This window comes from Enterobacter chinensis (assembly GCF_034008295.1).
Lineage (GTDB): Bacteria > Pseudomonadota > Gammaproteobacteria > Enterobacterales > Enterobacteriaceae > Enterobacter > Enterobacter chinensis.
In genome coordinates this window covers 540,618-559,297 of sequence record NZ_JARDVI010000003.1, presented here as the reverse complement: position 1 = coordinate 559,297, position 18,680 = coordinate 540,618, and the positions used below count along the sequence as shown (strand labels likewise).

At 60.3% G+C, this 18,680-nt stretch carries 19 protein-coding genes; 8 read left to right on the top strand and 11 right to left on the bottom strand.

Features of this window, described 5'->3' with window-relative positions; all coding sequences use genetic code 11:
* Positions 1-3 precede the first annotated feature (3 nt).
* Together hydN and PYW49_RS11975 are read right to left on the bottom strand one after the other, a co-directional pair.
* Positions 4-549 (bottom strand): electron transport protein HydN, encoded by a 546-nt coding sequence (gene hydN / locus PYW49_RS11980; protein WP_029739520.1) that lies wholly within the window; start codon positions 547-549, stop codon positions 4-6.
* Positions 550-683: 134 nt separating this feature from the next.
* On the bottom strand, positions 684-1,697 hold the full coding sequence (locus tag PYW49_RS11975) for a LacI family DNA-binding transcriptional regulator (RefSeq protein WP_320386523.1): 1,014 nt from the start codon (positions 1,695-1,697) through the stop codon (positions 684-686).
* 214 nt (positions 1,698-1,911) lie between these two features.
* Here PYW49_RS11975 and ascF point away from each other — a divergent pair, with 214 nt between their 5' ends.
* Both ascF and PYW49_RS11965 read left to right on the top strand, forming a co-directional pair.
* Positions 1,912-3,363 (top strand): PTS cellobiose/arbutin/salicin transporter subunit IIBC, encoded by a 1,452-nt coding sequence (gene ascF, locus PYW49_RS11970; protein WP_320386522.1) that lies wholly within the window; start codon positions 1,912-1,914, stop codon positions 3,361-3,363.
* An 18-nt stretch (positions 3,364-3,381) separates the two neighbouring features.
* Complete coding sequence (locus PYW49_RS11965; protein WP_320386521.1) at positions 3,382-4,806, top strand: 6-phospho-beta-glucosidase; 1,425 nt, start codon at positions 3,382-3,384, stop codon at positions 4,804-4,806.
* Between the two features lie 81 nt (positions 4,807-4,887).
* On the opposite strand, the gene hycI is transcribed toward PYW49_RS11965, so the two are convergent.
* The 9 genes from hycI to hycA all read right to left on the bottom strand — a co-directional run bounded on the left by hycI (position 4,888) and on the right by hycA (position 12,666).
* On the bottom strand, positions 4,888-5,343 hold the full coding sequence (hycI, locus tag PYW49_RS11960) for a hydrogenase maturation peptidase HycI (protein ID WP_320386520.1): 456 nt from the start codon (positions 5,341-5,343) through the stop codon (positions 4,888-4,890).
* Positions 5,336-5,746 carry a formate hydrogenlyase maturation HycH family protein gene (locus tag PYW49_RS11955; RefSeq protein ID WP_032660335.1) on the bottom strand — a complete coding sequence of 137 codons (411 nt, stop codon included), beginning with the start codon at positions 5,744-5,746 and terminating at the stop codon, positions 5,336-5,338. Before PYW49_RS11955 ends, hycI begins: the two co-directional genes overlap by 8 nt.
* Entirely contained in the window at positions 5,743-6,510 is a 768-nt protein-coding gene (gene hycG, locus PYW49_RS11950; RefSeq protein WP_134349769.1) for a formate hydrogenlyase subunit HycG, read from the bottom strand. The genes PYW49_RS11955 and hycG overlap by 4 nt, the downstream gene beginning before the upstream one ends.
* On the bottom strand, positions 6,510-7,052 hold the full coding sequence (locus tag PYW49_RS11945; protein ID WP_320386518.1) for a formate hydrogenlyase complex iron-sulfur subunit: 543 nt from the start codon (positions 7,050-7,052) through the stop codon (positions 6,510-6,512). The genes hycG and PYW49_RS11945 overlap by 1 nt, the downstream gene beginning before the upstream one ends.
* A gap of 9 nt (positions 7,053-7,061) precedes the next feature.
* Entirely contained in the window at positions 7,062-8,771 is a 1,710-nt protein-coding gene (gene hycE, locus PYW49_RS11940; protein ID WP_134349771.1) for a formate hydrogenlyase subunit HycE, read from the bottom strand.
* 15 nt (positions 8,772-8,786) lie between these two features.
* Positions 8,787-9,710 carry a respiratory chain complex I subunit 1 family protein gene (locus PYW49_RS11935; protein WP_320386517.1) on the bottom strand — a complete coding sequence of 308 codons (924 nt, stop codon included), beginning with the start codon at positions 9,708-9,710 and terminating at the stop codon, positions 8,787-8,789.
* Position 9,711: 1 nt separating this feature from the next.
* Positions 9,712-11,526 (bottom strand): formate hydrogenlyase subunit 3, encoded by a 1,815-nt coding sequence (gene hycC / locus PYW49_RS11930; protein WP_320386516.1) that lies wholly within the window; start codon positions 11,524-11,526, stop codon positions 9,712-9,714.
* The gene (locus tag PYW49_RS11925) at positions 11,523-12,131 is read right to left on the bottom strand and encodes a 4Fe-4S dicluster domain-containing protein (RefSeq protein ID WP_320386515.1); all 609 of its coding nucleotides are present in this window, start codon (positions 12,129-12,131) and stop codon (positions 11,523-11,525) included. Before PYW49_RS11925 ends, hycC begins: the two co-directional genes overlap by 4 nt.
* A gap of 70 nt (positions 12,132-12,201) precedes the next feature.
* Positions 12,202-12,666 (bottom strand): formate hydrogenlyase regulator HycA, encoded by a 465-nt coding sequence (hycA, locus tag PYW49_RS11920; protein WP_134349775.1) that lies wholly within the window; start codon positions 12,664-12,666, stop codon positions 12,202-12,204.
* Positions 12,667-12,876: 210 nt separating this feature from the next.
* On the opposite strand from hycA, the gene hypA reads away from it, so the two are divergent.
* From hypA to flhA, 6 genes are all read left to right on the top strand, one after another.
* Entirely contained in the window at positions 12,877-13,227 is a 351-nt protein-coding gene (gene hypA, locus PYW49_RS11915; protein WP_320386514.1) for a hydrogenase maturation nickel metallochaperone HypA, read from the top strand.
* Between the two features lie 3 nt (positions 13,228-13,230).
* Complete coding sequence (gene hypB, locus PYW49_RS11910) at positions 13,231-14,094, top strand: hydrogenase nickel incorporation protein HypB (RefSeq protein WP_320386513.1); 864 nt, start codon at positions 13,231-13,233, stop codon at positions 14,092-14,094.
* Positions 14,085-14,357: a HypC/HybG/HupF family hydrogenase formation chaperone gene (locus tag PYW49_RS11905; protein WP_316380143.1), complete on the top strand. Its 273-nt coding sequence runs from the start codon at positions 14,085-14,087 to the stop codon at positions 14,355-14,357. The genes hypB and PYW49_RS11905 overlap by 10 nt, the downstream gene beginning before the upstream one ends.
* 3 nt (positions 14,358-14,360) lie before the next feature.
* The gene (gene hypD / locus PYW49_RS11900; RefSeq protein ID WP_320386512.1) at positions 14,361-15,482 is read left to right on the top strand and encodes a hydrogenase formation protein HypD; all 1,122 of its coding nucleotides are present in this window, start codon (positions 14,361-14,363) and stop codon (positions 15,480-15,482) included.
* Entirely contained in the window at positions 15,479-16,489 is a 1,011-nt protein-coding gene (gene hypE, locus PYW49_RS11895) for a hydrogenase expression/formation protein HypE (protein WP_320386511.1), read from the top strand. Before hypD ends, hypE begins: the two co-directional genes overlap by 4 nt.
* 63 nt (positions 16,490-16,552) lie before the next feature.
* The gene (flhA, locus tag PYW49_RS11890; RefSeq protein WP_320386510.1) at positions 16,553-18,625 is read left to right on the top strand and encodes a formate hydrogenlyase transcriptional activator FlhA; all 2,073 of its coding nucleotides are present in this window, start codon (positions 16,553-16,555) and stop codon (positions 18,623-18,625) included.
* The last annotated feature ends 55 nt before the right edge of the window (positions 18,626-18,680 follow it).

The window sequence follows — 18,680 nt, the reverse complement described above, 5'->3', positions numbered from 1 at the left end:
GGCTCAGAACAGCAGCGATGAGGAGGTGTCGAACGCCGCGCGACGGCGCTTTTCGGCGCTCATCTGTTCCAGCTTGTCGCGATCCACGCAGACCAGCGCGTGCGTCGGACAAGCTTCCATGCAGGCCGGGCCGGCGTCGCGGTGGTAGCAGAGGTCGCATTTGTTAGCTTCGGCTTTGTCCGCGCGCACGCTCAGCCCCATCCCGCTGTTGCGGACTACCGGACGGACTACCACCTCCATCGCGCCGTACGGGCAGGCGACCACGCAGGTTTTGCAGCCAATGCAGCGCTCCTGCATCACGTGCACAAAGCCTTTCTCGCGTTTGATCGCCCCGTTCGGGCAGACGTTCGCGCACGGGGCGTCTTCGCACTGACGACAGATGGCGGCGGTGGAAATATTCACGCCTTTAATGACGTGGATGCGCGGCAGGAAGGTGTCAGGGGTAAGCGACGCACAATCCTGCTCCGCCTGATGGGAAACCACGCACGCTACTTCACAGGTACGGCAACCAATACACTTACTGGCATCGGCCATAATAAAACGGTTCATCTGCTTCTCCAGCATTACAGTTATGCGCGGAGATATTCATAAACCGTGCCAATTATTAACCTGTTGATTTAATGATATTTTATAAATCACACTGGCGCTGTCATCGTCACTTATGACGATGACAGCTGTCGACATCAGCGGTGCGGGCCGTCAATAACCGAGTCGCGCAGGATAAGCTCGCCTGAGAAGGTTTGCTGATATTTAAACTCACCGCCGTCGAGCATGAAGATCAGGCGGCTGATGGTTTCTTTGATCATCTCCGTCACCGGGATGCGAACGCTGGAGAGCGACGGCACGATATAAGGCGCGATGGCCACGTCGTCGAAACCGATCACCGATACCGCGTCAGGAGTGGCAACGCAGCTGTCGTGCAGCTGCTTCATGGCGCCGATTGCCATGTCGTCATTACTCGCCACCAGCGCCGTAAAGCGTTCACCGCGAGCAAGCAGTTCGGACACCGCCGCCGCACCGCTGGCGGGGTTCCACTTCCCCTGCGCAATCAGCTCCTCGCGCAGCGGAATACCGTGCTGCGCCAGCGCGTCTTTGTAGCCGGAGAGACGCTCAACCCCGGTGGGGGAATCCAGCGAGCCGGTAATAAACGCGATCTCCCGGTGCCCTTTCGCAATCAGCTGTGCCACCGCGTCCTGGCTGGAGGCTTTATGATCGGACCAGACGCTGTGGCTGCTGTTTTTCCGCAGGCGGCGGTTGAGCACCATAATGGGCTGCTCACACTTCTCGACGATCTCGTCCATCTCTTCCACGCTCAGGAAACGCGGATAGATGATCACCGCGTCGCAGCGCATATCGAGCAGGTACTGGATCGCCTCGCGCTCTTCATCCGCGCTGTGCTTGCCGTCCGCGAGGATCAGCTGCCGCCCTTTCTCTTCGGTCATGCGCGCGGCGTGAAACAGCAGTTCGCTAAAGTAAACGCCGTGATAAAGGGTGTTCGTCACCACCAGCCCCAGCGTCTGGGTACGTTTGGTCGCCAGGTTGCGCGCCAGTAAATTCGGGCGATAGCCGCTCTCTTCAATGGCCTGAAACACCCGGTCTTTGGTCTCCTGGCTGACATAGCCATTTCCCGACAGCACCCGGGACACCGTGGCTTTCGAAACGCCTGCCCGCTTCGCCACTTCAAGCATCGTGGTCATGTTGTTATTCCGTCTGAATCTGATGGAGCGCAGTGTACTGCACCGCAGGGAAATTGTCGTAGCGGCGAAATCACGCTTTTGGTGCCCCATTGCGATCTGCATCACGAAACAAAAAAATGGTTAAAAAGCAATCTTGTTTCATTCAAAGAAACTCATGATGATTATGTGGAACCGGTTTCCTACATTTCTCACAACGATAACAGGATCACATCCGATGGCCAAAAATTACGCCGCGCTGGCGAACGACGTTGTCAGCGCGCTGGGCGGCAAAGAGAACATCGTCGCCGTCACCCACTGCATGACGCGTTTACGCTTCGTTCTGAAAGACGAAAGCCTTACCGACGCTGCACGCCTGAAAAGCATCAGCGGCGTGCTCGGCGTGGTGCGCAACGACAACCAGTGCCAGGTGATTATTGGCAACACCGTTTCTCAGGCGTACCGCGAAGTGGTGAGCCTGCTGCCCACGGACCTGCAGCCCGCGGTGCCGGAAGGGCCGCAGAAGATGACGTTACGCCGCATTGGCGCCGGGATCCTCGATGCGCTGATCGGCACCATGTCGCCGCTGATCCCGGCGATCATCGGCGGCTCGATGGTCAAGCTGCTGGCGATGATCCTTGAGATGACCGGCGTGCTGCCAAAAGGCGCGCCGACGCTCACCATTTTGACCGTCATCGGCGACGGCGCGTTCTTCTTCCTGCCGCTGATGGTGGCGGCCTCGGCGGCGGTGAAATTCAAAACCAACATGTCGCTGGCAATAGCCATTGCGGGCGTGCTGGTCCACCCGAGCTTTATCGAGCTGATGGCGAAAGCCGCGCAGGGCGAGCACGTTGAGTTCGCCTTTATTCCGGTGACGGCGGTGAAATACACCTACACCGTCATCCCCGCGCTGGTGATGACCTGGTGCCTGTCTTACATCGAACGCTGGGTCGATCGCATTACCCCGGCAGTGACGAAAAACTTCCTCAAGCCGATGCTGATCGTGCTGATTGCCGCCCCGCTTGCCATCGTGCTGATTGGGCCGCTGGGCATCTGGATCGGTAGCGCCATCTCCGCGCTGGTGTACACCATTCACGGCTATCTGGGCTGGCTCTCCGTCGCCATCATGGGCGCGCTGTGGCCGCTGCTGGTCATGACCGGGATGCACCGCGTCTTTACGCCGACCATCATTCAGACCATTGCCGAAACGGGCAAAGAGGGGATGGTGATGCCGTCGGAAATCGGCGCCAACCTGTCGCTCGGCGGCTCGTCGCTGGCGGTGGCGTGGAAAACCAAAAACCCGGAGCTGCGTCAGACGGCGCTGGCGGCAGCGGCCTCCGCCATTATGGCGGGGATCTCTGAACCGGCGCTGTACGGCGTGGCGGTACGCCTGAAACGTCCGCTGATTGCGAGCCTGATCAGCGGCTTTATCTGCGGCGCGGTGGCTGGTATGGCAGGCCTTGCCAGCCACTCAATGGCGGCGCCGGGGCTGTTTACCAGCGTGCAGTTCTTCGACCCTGCCAATCCGATGACCATCGTCTGGGTGTTTGGCGTGATGGGGCTGGCAGTGGTGCTGTCGTTTGTTCTGACCCTGATACTCGGCTTTGAGGATATCCCGATTGAAGACGACGCCGAAAAAGCGCGCGCCCTGCAGACCGCACCGGTTCAGGCCAAAACAGCACAAGCATAAATTGAAAGCGAGGTAAGAATGTCTGTTTTTCCACAAGGATTTTTATGGGGCGGCGCGCTTGCCGCTAACCAGAGTGAAGGGGCTTACCGTGAAGGCGGCAAAGGGCTGACGACGGTCGATATGATCCCCCACGGCGCGAATCGCCTGGCGGTGAAGCTCGGTAAGGAAAAGCGTTTTTCGCTGCGTGACGACGAGTTCTACCCAAGCCACGAGGCGATTGATTTTTACCATCGCTATAAAGAAGACATCGCCCTGATGGCGGAGATGGGCTTTACGGTGTTCCGCACCTCGATTGCCTGGAGCCGCCTCTACCCGAACGGCGACGAGCCGCTGCCGAATAAAGAGGGCATTGCCTTCTACCGCGCGGTATTTGAAGAGTGCAAAAAGTACAACATCGAGCCGCTGGTCACGCTCTGCCACTTCGACGTCCCGATGCATCTGGTGACGGAGTACGGCTCCTGGCGCAACCGCAAGATGGTCGATTTCTTCGCCCGCTACGCCCGCACCTGTTTTGAGGAATTTAACGGGCTGGTGAAATACTGGCTGACCTTCAACGAAATCAACATCATGCTGCACAGCCCGTTCTCCGGCGCGGGGCTGGTGTTCGAGGAAGGTGAAAACGAAGATCAGGTGAAGTACCAGGCCGCGCACCACGAACTGGTGGCAAGCGCGCTGGCAACCAAAATCGCCCACGAGGTGAACCCGGAAAACCAGGTGGGCTGCATGCTGGCGGGCGGCAATTTCTACCCGTACTCCTGCAAGCCGGAAGACGTGTGGATGGCGCTGGAGAAAGATCGCGAGAACCTGTTCTTTATCGACGTGCAGGCCCGCGGCCGCTATCCGGCCTACTCCGCCCGCGTGTTCCGCGAAAAAGGGGTGGTGATTGTCAAAGACCCGGGCGATGACGAACTGCTGAAAAACACCGTCGATTTTGTCTCGTTCAGCTACTACGCCTCGCGCTGCGCGTCGGCGGACATGAATGCAGGCAACACCAGTGCGGCGAACATCGTGAAATCCCTGCGTAACCCGCACATTCAGGTGAGCGAATGGGGCTGGGGCATTGACCCGCTCGGCCTGCGCATCACCATGAACATGATGTACGACCGCTACCAGAAGCCGCTGTTCCTGGTGGAAAACGGCCTCGGGGCGAAAGACGTGATTGATGAAAACGGCGAGATTAACGACGACTATCGCATCAGCTATCTGCGCGAGCATATCCGCGCAATGGGCGACGCCATCGAGGACGGCGTGCCGCTGATGGGCTACACCACCTGGGGCTGTATCGACCTGGTGGCAGCCTCAACGGGGGAGATGAGCAAGCGCTACGGCTTTGTCTACGTTGACCGCGACGACGCGGGCAACGGCACGCTGGACCGCAAACGCAAGAAATCGTTCGGGTGGTATAAGAAGGTGATTGCGAGTAACGGGGCGGATCTGGAGTAGCCTGTTCTGCCGGGTGGCGGCTTCGCCTTACCCGGCCTACAAAACCGTAGGCCCGGTAAGCGTAGCGCCACCGGGCGCTGCTCAGAGCCGGGAAAATCCCCCGTTCCCAACCCACCCGGCAAGCCGTGAATACACCCTCTCCACCGCCTCTTTCACCGGCGGCGTCATCGGGTAATAAAACCCGACAATGTCCGGCTGAATGCCCAAAAACAGCACCTCACCCACGTCGTCCTTGATCTGATCCACGAGGTAGTTGAGCGGCATATTGTGGGTGGTCATCATAAACATCTCGGCGATGTCGTCCGGGTCAATCAGACGGATCTCGCCGGGGTTGAGCCCCATATCGGTGGCATCGACGATTAACAGCCTGTCCGGATGCAGCTCGCGAATGGCGACCACGTCGTTTTCCGGCGCGCTGCCGCCGTCAATCACTACCCAGCTGCCCTGCGGGTTCGCGGCGCACATCTCTGCGAGCAGCGGGCCCGCGCCGTCGTCGCCCATCATGCTGTTGCCCACGCACAGTAAAACGTCAGTCACGTAATCTCCTCACCATCAGGTAGATGGCGCTCTCCTGATGAATATCATGCAGCATGCCGAGCAGCGTTTTGCTCCACGCCTGCTGCTCGGGGGTTTGCCTGCTCAGCGCCGCGTCAAAGGCGTTGGCGAGCATGGCAATGTGGTTGGCGTCGATAACGATCTCGCCGTATTTCGGCACGCCCTCCATTTTGCGCCGCGCCGTACTGCCCTCCTCCAGCGTGGCAATCCACGCCAGGTACTCAGGCCACGGGCAGCTCAGCGCCGCCTCCAGGCAGTCAATCACCCCGAGGTGATGCCCAATCGCCAGGCTGTAATAGACCACCTGCTGCGCCGCATCCGGCGTGGCATCGTTCTCATCAATAAACTTACGGCTCAGCTGGCTGAACACCACCGTTTCACTCATCGGATACGCGCCTCATCCACTACGCTGTTCAGGTTCGCCACAATCTCATTGAGACGCGGATCGTTTTCCGCCTCCAGCCAGCGCGCCACCTGATGCTCGCCCTGGCTCAGCAGGCGCAGATAATCGTCGGCAATCTGGCGGCCATAGCGATAACCTGCCAGCCTGCGCGCCGTGCGGTCCACTTTCACCCGCAGCGGCTGCACCATGTCCGGGTGCAGGATGGCCGCAGGCTGGTTATCCAGCTCGCCCGGCTCGCGGGCGTGGATTTTCTGCTCCAGCAGGCCGAGCGCCATGGCAAAGCCATACAGCGTCGCGGCAGGCGTCGGCGGACAGCCCGGAATGTAGACATCCACTGGCACAATTTTGTCGGTGCCGCCCCAGACGCAGTAAAGGTCGTGGAAGATGCCGCCGCTGTTGCCGCAGGCGCCGTAGGAGATGCAGATTTTCGGGTCGGGTGCGGACTGCCAGGCCCGCAGCGCCGGCGAGCGCATGGCGCGGGTCATCGCCCCGGTGAACAGCAGGATGTCGGCATGACGCGGTGACGGCACCACTTTGATGCCGAAGCGCTCGGCGTCAAACAGCGGCGACAGCGTGGCGAAGATCTCAATCTCGCAGCCGTTGCAACCGCCGCAGTCCACGCGGTAGACGTAGGCCGAGCGTTTGATTTTTTTCAGCAGCGACGCCTTCATGCTGGCGATGGATTCGTCCACCGTCATCGGCACCGGAATGCCGTTGGCGTCGCGCGGGCCCAGTAGGTTTTCCATCAGCTGGCCTCTCTCATATGGCGGGTGATATCAATACGGTCGGACGGCAGCAGGCACTTCTGACGCTTGCACTCCGGACAGGTTTCGAAGCTTTCACGATGGTGTTCCGCGCGGGCGTCACCGTTGTGCTGCAGCAGGGCGATGGCATAGTCGATCTCTTTTTGCACCGCGAACGGACGCCGGCAGATGCGGCAGTTGCACAGGTCAAAGCGCGACTGCTGGAGGAAATCCTCTTTTTTCCACACCGCCAGCTCGTACTCCTGAGACAGGCGAATGGCGACCGTCGGGCAGACCTCTTCGCAGCGGCCGCAGAAGATGCAGCGCCCGAGGTTAAACTGCCAGGCCAGCTCGCCGGTTTTGAGATCCGTTTCCACCGTCAGCGCATTCGACGGACAGGCGTTGACGCAGGCCGCACAGCCGATGCACTGCTGCGGGTTGTGCTCCGGCTTGCCGCGAAAGTTTTTATCGACCGGCATCGGCTCCAGCGGATAGCGGCTGGTGGGCGTGCCGGTTTTGATCACTTTTTTGATAAAGGTAAACATGGCGAGTCCTTATTTCAGCGGCGAGTTCTTACGCTCGATGCTGTAGCGCTCAAGCTCTTTGTACGGCACCACCTGGCTTTTCTTCTTGCGAACGTCCACGACGGTCATGCGGTCGGTGCAGGAGTAGCACGGGTCAAGGCTGCCGATGATCAGCGGGGCGTCAGAAACGGTGTTGCCGCGCAGCATATAGCGCAGGGTTGGCCAGTTGGCGTAAGTGGCCGCACGGCAGCGCCAGCGGTAGAGTTTCTGGTTGTCACCGGTCATGCTCCAGTGGATATCGTCCCCGCGCGGCGCTTCGGCAAAGCCGAGAGCGAAGCGGTTCGGAATGTAGGTGAAGCCCTCCACCATCAGCGGGCCGCCCGGCAGGTTGTCCAGACCGAAGTCGATCATATTCAGCGCGGTGAACACCTCGTTGATGCGCACCTTCAGGCGAGAGATGACGTCGCAACCCTGCTCGCTGTGCACGGTCATCGGCAGCAGGCCGTAGCCGACAAACGGGTGATCGGCGCGGGTATCGCGGGCGTGGCCGCTGGCGCGCACCATCGGGCCGACATTGCTGAAGTCGCGGGCGATTTGCGGGTCAAGACGGCCGATGCCTACGGTGCGCTGCTCGATGTTTGGCGTGCTGAGCAGCATGTCCACCAGCTCCTGCACGTCGCGGCGCATCTGCTGGGCAAGCTGACGGGTCTGGATCATGTCGTCTTTCAGCAGGTCGCGGCGGATCCCGCCGATCAGGTTCAGGCCGTAAGTTTTACGCGCCCCGGTGAGGATCTCCGCCATCTTCATCGACGCTTCGCGCACGCGGAAGAACTGCATAAACCCGGAATCAAAGCCCACAAAGTGGCAGGCCAGGCCGAGGTTCAGCAGGTGCGAGTGCAGGCGCTCCACCTCCAGCAGAATGGCGCGGATCATCTGCGCGCGTTCCGGCACCACAATCCCCATGCCGTTCTCCACCGAGGTGGTGTAGGCGGTACTGTGGGCGAAGCCGCAGATGCCGCACACGCGATCGGAAAGAAACGTGACTTCGTTGTAGCCCATGCGGGTTTCCGCCAGCTTTTCCATGCCGCGATGGACGTAGAACAGGCGGTAGTCGGCGTCGATAATGTTTTCGCCGTCAACGAACAGGCGGAAGTGGCCCGGTTCGTCGGAGGTGACGTGCAGCGGGCCAATCGGCACCACGTTGTTCTTCTTGCTGCCCAGCTCGTTAATGAATTCGTAGGTTTCGCTGTCGGTGGTCGGTGCCGGGCGCTGACGGTAGTCCATGCTGTCTTTGCGCAGCGGGTAGAGTTCATCCGGCCAGTCGTCCGGCAGCACCAGACGGCGCTCGTCCGGCAGGCCGACAGGCACCAGGCCGTACATGTCGCGCACTTCGCGTTCGCCCCAGACGGCGGCGGGCACGCGCGGCGTGACGGACGGGTATTCCGGCTTATTCGGATCGACTTCGACGCGCACGGTGAGCCAGCACTTCTCGCCCTGCTCCATCGACATCACGTAGTACACGGCGTAATTGCCGCACAGCTGGCGCTCGTCGTTACCGAACAGCACCGACAGCCAGCCGCCCTGCTGGTAGTAGAGAAACTCCACCACTTCCGGCAGATAGTTCACCTTTACGGTGACGGTTATCTGGTCTTTGGTTTGCCAGGACTCCTCCAGCACCACGCCGGGGAAAGCCTGATGCAACGCGGCGAGATACTGCTGACCTTTCTTTTCTTCAGACATAAAAACTCTCTTTAATCACGCCACCAGCAAGGAGACGAACGCTAAAAATGCAAAACCAAAACCGGCCCAGGTGATGCGCGACGTTTCCACAAAACGCAGGCGCGCCATGCTGTTTTCAAACAGGGCAATCACCAGCACGCCAACCAGCAGCTTAAGGACGGCAACCAACACGGCCAGCACCAGACCGCCAGCGGAGAAGTGCGTCATCTGCCCCCACGGGAAAAAGACGCCGACAAACATCTGCAGCACCACCAGCTGTTTGAGGCTGATGCCCCACTTCAGTACCGCAAAGCCGTAGCCGCTGTACTCGGTCAACGGTCCTTCCTGTAATTCCTGCTCGGCTTCCGCAAGGTCGAACGGCAGTTTGCCCATCTCGATAAACGTGGCGAACGCGCAGGCGCACAGCGCCAGCACCAGCGGAATGGAGCGGGCAACCGGCCAGTGGTAAACGGTGTGGGTGATAAAGCTGATATGGGTTGAGCCCGCGACCTGCGCGGCAACCCACAGCCCCAGCAGCAGGATCGGCTCAACCAGCACGCCCAGCATCGCCTCGCGGCTGGCACCGATACCGGTAAACGGGCTCCCGGTGTCCAGGCCCGCAATAGCAAAGAAGAAGCGGGCAATGGCGAAGAGGTAAATCAGCGTAATCAGATCCCCGAGCGCCGGCAGCGGCGAGCCCACCGTCACCACCGGCAGCGCTGTGGCGATGGTCAGCATCACGCCCACCATCACAAACGGCGTCAGGCGGAAGACCCAGCCGGCGGCGTCCGGAGCCACGCTCTGACGAGAAAGCAGTTTGAAGAGATCGCGGTACTCCTGAAGCACGCCAGGCCCGCGACGGTTGTGCATCCGGGCACGCGCCACGCGGCTCACCCCGGAGAGCAGCGGCGCAACGGCGAAAAGCACCAGCGCCTGAAGTATTGCCAGTAACAGACTCATGTCAGGCTCCTCGTGAAAACACAATCACTACCAGCACCGCCAGCTCGATGACCGCCAGACGGCGGAACAGCGCAGGCGCGGCGGCGCTCTGCCATCCCGGCACCCACGCCACCGGGTTCAGCCAGTGGCGCAGCTTCAGCACGGCGGCAAAGTTCTCTTTCACCGGCATGGCGAAACCGTGGGCGGTGATGACCATCGACTGTTCATGCTCGTAGCCGCAGGCCCACGCCGCACCGCGCGAGCGGGAGGTAAGTCGGTCGCGTTTGAAGAACAGCATCAGGATGAGCGGCAGCAGCGGTGCGCCAATCAGCAGCAGCGCGATCGTGGGCTGAGAGACGGTGGTATTCGCGACGGTCAGCGGCAGCGGAATAGCGCTTCCCAGCAGCGGCAGCAGCCACGGTGCAGCCACGCCGCCCGCGATGCAGCACAGCGCCAGCGCAACCACGCTCACACCCATCAACACCGGTGCACAGCAGGCATTTTCAGCTTCGCGGGTGCGCGGCGCGCCGAGGAAAGTGACGCCGTAGACTTTCGCCATACACATCACCGCCAGCGCCCCGGTAATCGCCAGCCCGACCGCCAGCAGCGGCCCCAGCAGACGGGCGATAAACGCGTCGCTCTGGCCGAGCGCGAAGAAGGACTGATAGATCACCCACTCCCCGGCAAAACCGTTCAGCGGCGGCAGCGCGGCCATCGCCATCAGCCCGACCAGCATCGCCAGTGAAATCACCGGCATCTTTTTGCCAATCCCGCCGAGCTTTTCAATATCCCGATGGCCGGTGCGGAACCAGACGCTTCCCGCGCCCAGGAACAGGGTGCTTTTAAACAGGCTGTGGTTGACGAGGTGATAGAGACCGCCGATAAAACCGGCGGCAATCAGCGCTGGTTGATTCAGCGCCAGCCCGGTCACGCCCGCGCCAATACCGAGCAGAATGATGCCGATATTTTCCAGCGTGTGATACGCCAGAAGACGCTGGATATTGTGCTCCATCAGCGCGTACAGGCCGCCGACGAACGCGGTAATCATTCCGGCGACCAGCAGCACGACGCCCCACCACAGCGGCGGTTGTCCGCCGGTCAGCGTAATCGCCAGAATCCCGAACAGACCCACTTTCATGACCACCACAGAAAACAGCGCGGCGGCGGGCGCGGAGGCATTTGCATGCGCCTGCGGCACCCAGCCGTGCAGCGGGATGATTCCGGCGAGCAGGCCAAAGCCGATCACGCTCAGCAGCCAGACATCATTCCCCAGCGGATGGCCATTGAGCGCAGCGAAGTCCAGCGTGCCGAAGCGTTGCCACACCAGCCAGCAGGCCAGCGCCAGCAGCAGCGTCCCGAGGCGTCCCAGCGCAAACCACAGTTTGCCGGAGGCGCTGCAGCCCGTCAGGAACACGGCGCAGAGCGCCATGATCTCCGCCATCACCACCAGCGCGCCGAGGTTGCTGGCGATAACGGTGCAGACCGCCGTCGCCATTAAAAGGTTGACCAGCAGGCCGTTGGCTTTAGCGTGCGGGTGGCGGTGCCAGTCAATATTGAACAGGCTGATAAACAGCCCGCACAGGCCAAACGTCACCAGCCAGATGGCGTTCAACGGCGTGATCTCAATGGTGTGGCGAATCAGCGGCATTAGTGCGTCAACGGATTGCCCGCCGAGCAGAACAACACCGCCTGCTGCCAGCGTCATCAGGCTACCTACCGCCCCGCCGATCCCGGCGATCCAGCCGCTGAGGGCTTTATGGAAAGAGAAGAGCTGCGCCAGAACAGCGGCGGCAGCAAAATAGGCAACCGCGCTGGTAATCATCATCGCCGCGTTCATTTCGCCCCCTCGTTAAGCGTCTGTAGCAGAGAAAGGTCGCCAAAATCACTGTTGATGGTCAGCTCGCGTTTACGCTTGCTGGTACGCGCGATGTCGCGAATGTTAACCAGAATCAATGCTTTGGTTGGGCAGGTGCGCACGCAGGCCGGTCCCTGCTCATCGAAGCTGCACAGATCGCACTTCACCGCAACGGCGCGGATCCCAGGCACCCAGTCCAGCAGCGTGCTTACGCGTGCAGGCGCCGGCGGCGCGGGCGGGGCTTTTGGCGAGTTGGCATTCGCCGGAATATGCAGCGGGCGGCTGCCGGAAAATTCAATCGCGCCGAACGGGCAGGCAATGCCGCACAGCTTGCAGCTTACGCACAGGCTTTCGTTCAGCTGGACAGCGCCATCAACGCGGGTGATGGCATTGACAGGACAGACGCCCGCACAGGGGGCATCTTCACAGTGATGGCAGAGCTGCGGGGCAGACTCTTTTTCATCACGCATGACGTGCAGGCGCGGCATGGACTGCAGCCCATGCAGGCGATGCGTTTCCGAACACGCCGCCTCACAGGTTCGACAGCCAATGCAGACCGTCGAGTCAGCAATTACAAAACGGTTCACCGGGTCATCCTCTGGTGATAGTCATTTTTGACGAAAAACTGTCTAGTCGACACTTCTCGACACGCATGGGTCAGGCCACGTTCGCTGAGGCATTTCCATCCATCAGCTGCTTCAGGTTGACCGGGAGATCGTGCTCAACGGCGGCGTACAGGCCGTTATAAACCGGCGCGATTTTTTCCAGATAGTGCTCCAGCACCTGCTGGCGATCGCGGTTGCTGACGTGGCCGTCCACCATGCCATCGGCCATCAGCTGCGCCTTCGCAATACACTGTTTTTCACCGTCTTTTGTCTCGAGGAGATACTCAATAGTGTGGCTGTTGAAGTTATCCGCCAGGGTAACGTTGATGATGAAATGGCCGAAGAGGACAAAGCGCATGTCGCCCTGCGCCGCGCAGCTCATCGCGTGGTGCAGACGCGCTTTCGAGAGGGTGATGCCCTGAACCAGAGAGTTGCAGTAGAGGTGCCACTGATCCTGTAACTGCTGATGACGCTGCGCGATGTAATCCGCTTTTTCGCTGATTTCCCAAATAGTCATAGAAGGTTTCCGTTTAATGGAGATAGCGGCTGTTAAGCAGATTCCATGCCAGTTTTTATGCTTCTGATTTTAAATAGATTTAATTACAAAACCGCTGTCAACGCTGCGGTGTCGACGTGTCATTTCGACAGCGTTGACATCGTCACGCCTTAACAAAAATCAAGCTGGCACTGTTATTGCATTACCGGGGCAATTCATTGAGGAGGCGTCATGCACGAAATCACCCTCTGCCAGCGGGCTCTGGAGCTTATCGAACAGCAGGCAGTGCAAAACCACGCGAAACGCGTCACCGGCGTCTGGCTGAAGGTCGGGGCGTTTTCCTGCGTCGAGACCAGCGCCCTGAATTTCTGTTTTGAGCTGGTGTGCCGCGGCACGCTGGCGGAAGGTTGCGAACTGCATATTGAAGAGCAGCAGGCGGAGTGCTGGTGCGAACAGTGCCAGCAGTACGTCACCCTGCTGTCATCGAAGGTTCAGCGCTGTCCGCGGTGCCAGAGTACCGGGCTGCGCATCGTGGCGGATGACGGCATGCAGATCCAACGCCTCGAAATCGAGAAGGAGTAAAGTATGTGTAGTACTTGCGGTTGCGCCGAAGGCAACCTGTATATAGAAGGGGATGAACATCACCCCCATTCCGCGTTTCGCTCCGCGCCCTTTTCACCTGCACCACGTCCTTCTGCGGCACTGACCGGTATCACTTTCTCTGTGCAACAGTCCGCTGCGGGCGATCTCCACTACGGCCACGGCGAAGCGGGTACCCACGCGCCGGGCATCAGCCAGCGCCAGATGCTGGAGGTGGAAATCAACGTGCTGGACAAAAATAACCAGATCGCCGCCCGCAACCGCGCCCGCTTTGCCACCCGCAATCAGCTGGTGCTGAACCTGGTCTCCAGCCCCGGCTCCGGCAAAACCACGCTGCTCACGGAAACGCTCAAACGCCTGAACGAACGCGTCTCCTGCGCGGTGATAGAAGGCGACCAGCAAACCGTTAACGACGCGGCGCGCATTCGCGAAACCGGCACCCCGGCGATTCAGGTCAACACCGGCAAAGGCTGCCACCTGGATGCGCAGATGATTGCCGACGCCGCCCCGCGTCTGCCGCTGGCGGATAACGGCATCCTGTTTATTGAAAACGTCGGTAACCTGGTCTGCCCGGCGAGCTTCGACCTGGGTGAACGGCATAAAGTCGCGGTGCTTTCGGTGACCGAAGGCGAAGACAAGCCGCTGAAGTACCCGCATATGTTTGCCGCCGCGTCCATCATGCTGCTGAACAAAGTCGACCTGCTGCCGTACCTGAATTTCGACGTGGATAAGTGTCTGGCCTACGCCCGCGAGGTGAATCCGGAGATTGAGATCCTGCTGGTCTCCGCCACGCGCGGCGACGGCATGGACAGCTGGCTACACTGGCTGGAGAACGAACGATGTGCATAGGCGTACCGGGACAGATTCACTCCATCGACGGTAACCAGGCCAAAGTCGAGGTCTGCGGCATCCTGCGCGACGTTGACCTGACGCTGGTGGGCAGCACCGATGAAAGCGGCGCTTCGCGTCTCGGCCAGTGGGTGTTAGTGCATGTGGGGTTTGCCATGAGCGTGATTAACGAAGCAGAAGCCCGCGACACGCTGGATGCGCTACAGAATATGTTCGATGTGGAGCCGGACGTGGGCGCGCTGCTGTACGGCGAGGAGCGGTAGCATATGCGTTACGTTGATGAGTACCGCGCGCCCGAGCAGGTGTTACAGCTTATCGGGCATCTGAAAACGCGCGCAGCGCTGCTGGAGTACACGGCGGAAAACCCGCTGCGGATCATGGAGGTGTGCGGCGGGCACACGCACGCCATTTTCAAATTTGGCCTCGACCAGCTGCTGCCGGACAACATCGAGTTTATCCACGGCCCCGGCTGCCCGGTCTGCGTTCTGCCGATGGGGCGCATCGACAGCTGTATTGAGATTGCCAGCCAGCCCGACGTCATTTTCTGCACCTTTGGCGACGCGATGCGCGTGCCGGGGAAAAATGGCTCGCTGCTGCAGGCAAAAGCGCGCGGGGCAGACATCCGGATCGTCTATTCGCCGATGGATGCCCTGACGCTGGCAGCAGATAACCCTGCGCGCAAGGTGGTATTTTTTGGCCTGGGGTTTGAAACCACCATGCCCGCCACCGCCATCACGCTGCAGCAGGCGAAAGCGCGCAGCGTCGATAACTTTTTCTTTTTCTGCCAGCACATTACGCTCATCCCCACGCTGCGCAGCCTGCTGGAAGAGCCGGAAAACGGAATTGATGCCTTTCTGGCACCGGGGCATGTCAGCATGGTGATTGGCACAGATGCCTACGGTTTTATCGCTGAACAGTACAATCGTCCGTTAGTGGTCGCTGGTTTCGAACCACTTGATCTACTGCAAGGTGTCACCATGCTGGTTGAGCAGAAAATAGCGGCCCTGAGTGCAGTGGAAAACCAGTATCGCCGCGTGGTACCGGATGCGGGAAATGAACGGGCACAGCAGGCGATAGCCGACGTGTTTAGCGTCGAAGGCGACAGCGAATGGCGTGGCCTGGGGCTGATTGCCGAATCCGGCGTACGCCTGACGCCGGCCTATCGCGCGTTCGACGCCGAAGCGCATTTTCGCCCGCAGCCGCAGCAGGTTTGCGACGACCCGCGCGCCCGCTGTGGCGAGGTGCTCACCGGTAAATGCAAGCCTCATCATTGCCCGCTATACGGCAACATTTGTAACCCGCAAACGGCGTTTGGCGCGCTCATGGTCTCTTCCGAAGGGGCGTGCGCCGCGTGGTACCAGTTCCGTAATCAGGAGTGTGAAGCATGAAGACGGTTGAAATGGCGCACGGGAGTGGTGGCCAGGCGATGCAGCAGCTGATTAACCAGCTCTTTTTGGAAGCCTTTAACAACCCCTGGCTCGCCGAGCAGGAAGACCAGGCGCGCATTGACCTCGCGACCCTCACCGCGCAGGGCGACAGGCTGGCCTTCTCCACCGACAGCTATGTGATCGACCCGCTGTTCTTCCCGGGCGGTGATATCGGCAAGCTCGCCGTCTGCGGCACGGCAAACGACGTCGCCGTCAGCGGAGCCATTCCGCGCTACCTCTCCTGCGGGTTTATTCTCGAAGAGGGGTTACCGATGGAGACGCTCACGGCGGTGGTCAACAGCATGGCGCAGACCGCACGCGAGGCAGGAATTGCTATCGTCACCGGCGATACCAAAGTGGTACAGCGCGGCGCGGCCGACAAGCTGTTTATCAACACCGCCGGCATGGGGGCGATCCCCGCCGATATTCACTGGGGCGCACAGCGCCTCAGCGTGGGCGACGTGCTGATCGTGACCGGAACGCTGGGTTGCCACGGGGCGACCATCCTGAACCTGCGCGAAGGTCTGGGGCTGGACGGCGAACTGCGCAGCGACTGCGCGGTACTCACCCCGCTGATTCAGACGCTGCGCGCGATCCCCGGCGTGAACGCCCTGCGTGACGCCACGCGAGGCGGCGTAAATGCCGTGGTCCATGAGTTTGCGGCAAGCTGCGGATGCGGGATTGAACTCACCGAGCGCAGCCTGCCCGTGAAGCCCGCCGTTCGCGGCCTTTGCGAACTGCTGGGGCTTGACCCGCTCAACTTTGCCAACGAGGGCAAACTGGTGGTTGGCGTTGAACGCGCCGCGGCACAAGCCGTGCTTGAACAGCTGCGGGCGCATCCGTCAGGACGCGAGGCGGCAATCATTGGTGAAGTGGTTGAGCGCAAAGGGGTGCGCCTGGCCGGGCTTTATGGCGTGAAACGAACGCTGGATTTGCCGCACGCTGAACCCTTACCCCGTATTTGCTAGAACCGCGCCAAAAGCGGTCAGCATTGAATGTCTCTTTTTTGCCAGTTTCTATTGGAAAGCAATATGCCGTATACACCGATGAGCGATCTTGGCCAGCAGGGCCTGTTTGACATCACGCGCACACTTTTACAGCAGCCCGATCTCGGCGCGCTAAGCGATGCCCTGACGCGGCTGGTCAGGCAATCGGCGCTGGCCGACAGCGCCGCGATTGTGCTCTGGCATAGCGGAACGCAGCGTGCGAGCTACTACTCAACGCGTGATAATGGCAAAACGTTTGAATACGAAGACGAAACGTACCTGGCGCATGGCCCGGTGCGCCGCATTCTCTCCCGGCCTGAAGTGCTGCACTGCAATTTTGAGGAGTTCCGGCAGGCGTGGCCGAGGCTGGCGGAGAGCAACCTTTATCAGCCTTTCGGGCATTATTGCATGTTGCCGCTGGCGGCAGAGGGCCAGATTTTTGGCGGCTGCGAATTTATCCGCACCACCGACCAGCCCTGGAGCGAGGAGGAATACGAACGCCTGCACACTTTTACCCAGATTGTGGCCGTCGTCGCGGAGCAGATCCAAAGCCGCGTCACCAATAACGTCGATTACGACCTGCTGAGCCGCGAGCGCGACAACTTCCGCATACTGGTCGCCATCACCAATGCCGTGCTGTCACGGCTCGACATGGATGAGCTGGTCAGCGAAGTTTCAAAAGAGATCCACCACTATTTCAAAATTGACGCTATCAGCATCGCGCTGCGGGGTCATCGCAAGGGCAAGCTGAATATCTACTCCACCCACTATCTTGATGAGGCCAACCCTGCCCATGAGCAGAGTGAAGTGGATGAAGCGGGCACCCTTTCTGAGCGGGTCTTCAAAAGCAAAGAGATCCTCCTGCTCAACCTGAACGAGCAGGATCCGGTCGCGCCGTATGAGCGGATGCTGTTCAACACCTGGGGCAACAAAATTCAGACCCTGTGTCTGCTGCCGCTCATGTCCGGCAATACCATGCTGGGCGTGCTGAAGCTGGCGCAGTGCGAGGAAGGCGTGTTCACCACCGCCAACCTGAAACTGCTGCGCCAGATCGCCGAGCGCATTTCCATCGCCCTGGATAACGCTCTCGCCTATCAGGAAATTCATCGTCTGAAAGAGCGGCTGGTGGATGAGAACCTGGCCCTGACCGAACAGCTCAACAACGTGGACAGCGAGTTTGGTGAAATCATCGGGCGCAGCGATGCCATGTACAGCGTGCTCAAGCAGGTCGAGATGGTGGCGCAAAGCGACAGCACGGTGCTGATTCTGGGCGAAACCGGCACGGGTAAAGAGCTGATTGCCCGCGCCATCCACAACCTGAGCAACCGCAACAGCCGTCGGATGGTGAAGATGAACTGCGCCGCGATGCCTGCGGGTCTGCTGGAAAGTGACCTGTTCGGCCACGAGCGCGGCGCGTTTACCGGGGCCAGCAGCCAGCGGCTGGGCCGTTTTGAACTGGCGGACAAAAGCTCGCTGTTCCTCGACGAAGTGGGCGATATGCCGCTGGAGCTACAGCCGAAACTGCTGCGCGTTCTGCAGGAGCAGGAGTTCGAGCGCCTGGGCAGCAACAAGCTTATCCAGACCGACGTGCGGCTGATTGCCGCCACCAACCGCGACCTGAAAAAAATGGTCGCCGACCGCGAGTTTCGCAGCGATCTTTACTATCGCCTGAACGTGTTCCCGATCTTCCTGCCGCCGCTGCGCGAACGCCCGGAAGATATCCCCCTGCTGGTCAAAGCGTTTACCGCGAAGATTGCGCGCCGGATGGGGCGCAACATCGACAGTATTCCTGCCGAGACGTTACGCACCCTTTCATCGATGGAATGGCCCGGCAACGTGCGCGAGCTGGAAAACGTCATTGAGCGCGCGGTGCTGCTCACGCGCGGTAGCGTGCTGCAACTCTCCCTGCCTGAGGTTACGCTTCCTGACGTGACCGCGCCCGCCGCCGAGACAGCAAAAGAGGGAGAAGATGAATATCAGCTCATTATGCGCGTGCTGAAAGAGACCAACGGCGTGGTCGCCGGGCCTAAAGGTGCCGCCCAGCGCCTGGGGTTAAAACGCACTACCCTGCTGTCGCGCATGAAGCGGCTTGGGATTGATAAAGAGAGCCTGGTTTAAAGCCTCATTCCGGCGGTGTTTTCTGACACCGCCTTTCGTTACCCTGCGCAATTGT

Coding starts and splice junctions, on each gene's coding strand:
- PYW49_RS11975 (WP_320386523.1), bottom strand. CDS start 1,697: ATGACCACGATGCTTGAAGTGGCGAAGCGGGCAGGCGTTTCGAAAGCC.
- PYW49_RS11965 (WP_320386521.1), top strand. CDS start 3,382: ATGTCTGTTTTTCCACAAGGATTTTTATGGGGCGGCGCGCTTGCCGCT.
- PYW49_RS11935 (WP_320386517.1), bottom strand. CDS start 9,710: ATGAGTCTGTTACTGGCAATACTTCAGGCGCTGGTGCTTTTCGCCGTT.
- ascF (WP_320386522.1), top strand. CDS start 1,912: ATGGCCAAAAATTACGCCGCGCTGGCGAACGACGTTGTCAGCGCGCTG.
- hycE (WP_134349771.1), bottom strand. CDS start 8,771: ATGTCTGAAGAAAAGAAAGGTCAGCAGTATCTCGCCGCGTTGCATCAG.
- hypE (WP_320386511.1), top strand. CDS start 15,479: ATGAAGACGGTTGAAATGGCGCACGGGAGTGGTGGCCAGGCGATGCAG.
- PYW49_RS11945 (WP_320386518.1), bottom strand. CDS start 7,052: ATGTTTACCTTTATCAAAAAAGTGATCAAAACCGGCACGCCCACCAGC.
- hypA (WP_320386514.1), top strand. CDS start 12,877: ATGCACGAAATCACCCTCTGCCAGCGGGCTCTGGAGCTTATCGAACAG.
- PYW49_RS11905 (WP_316380143.1), top strand. CDS start 14,085: ATGTGCATAGGCGTACCGGGACAGATTCACTCCATCGACGGTAACCAG.
- hycG (WP_134349769.1), bottom strand. CDS start 6,510: ATGGAAAACCTACTGGGCCCGCGCGACGCCAACGGCATTCCGGTGCCG.
- hydN (WP_029739520.1), bottom strand. CDS start 549: ATGAACCGTTTTATTATGGCCGATGCCAGTAAGTGTATTGGTTGCCGT.
- hypB (WP_320386513.1), top strand. CDS start 13,231: ATGTGTAGTACTTGCGGTTGCGCCGAAGGCAACCTGTATATAGAAGGG.
- hycA (WP_134349775.1), bottom strand. CDS start 12,666: ATGACTATTTGGGAAATCAGCGAAAAAGCGGATTACATCGCGCAGCGT.
- PYW49_RS11955 (WP_032660335.1), bottom strand. CDS start 5,746: ATGAGTGAAACGGTGGTGTTCAGCCAGCTGAGCCGTAAGTTTATTGAT.
- flhA (WP_320386510.1), top strand. CDS start 16,553: ATGCCGTATACACCGATGAGCGATCTTGGCCAGCAGGGCCTGTTTGAC.
- hypD (WP_320386512.1), top strand. CDS start 14,361: ATGCGTTACGTTGATGAGTACCGCGCGCCCGAGCAGGTGTTACAGCTT.
- hycC (WP_320386516.1), bottom strand. CDS start 11,526: ATGAACGCGGCGATGATGATTACCAGCGCGGTTGCCTATTTTGCTGCC.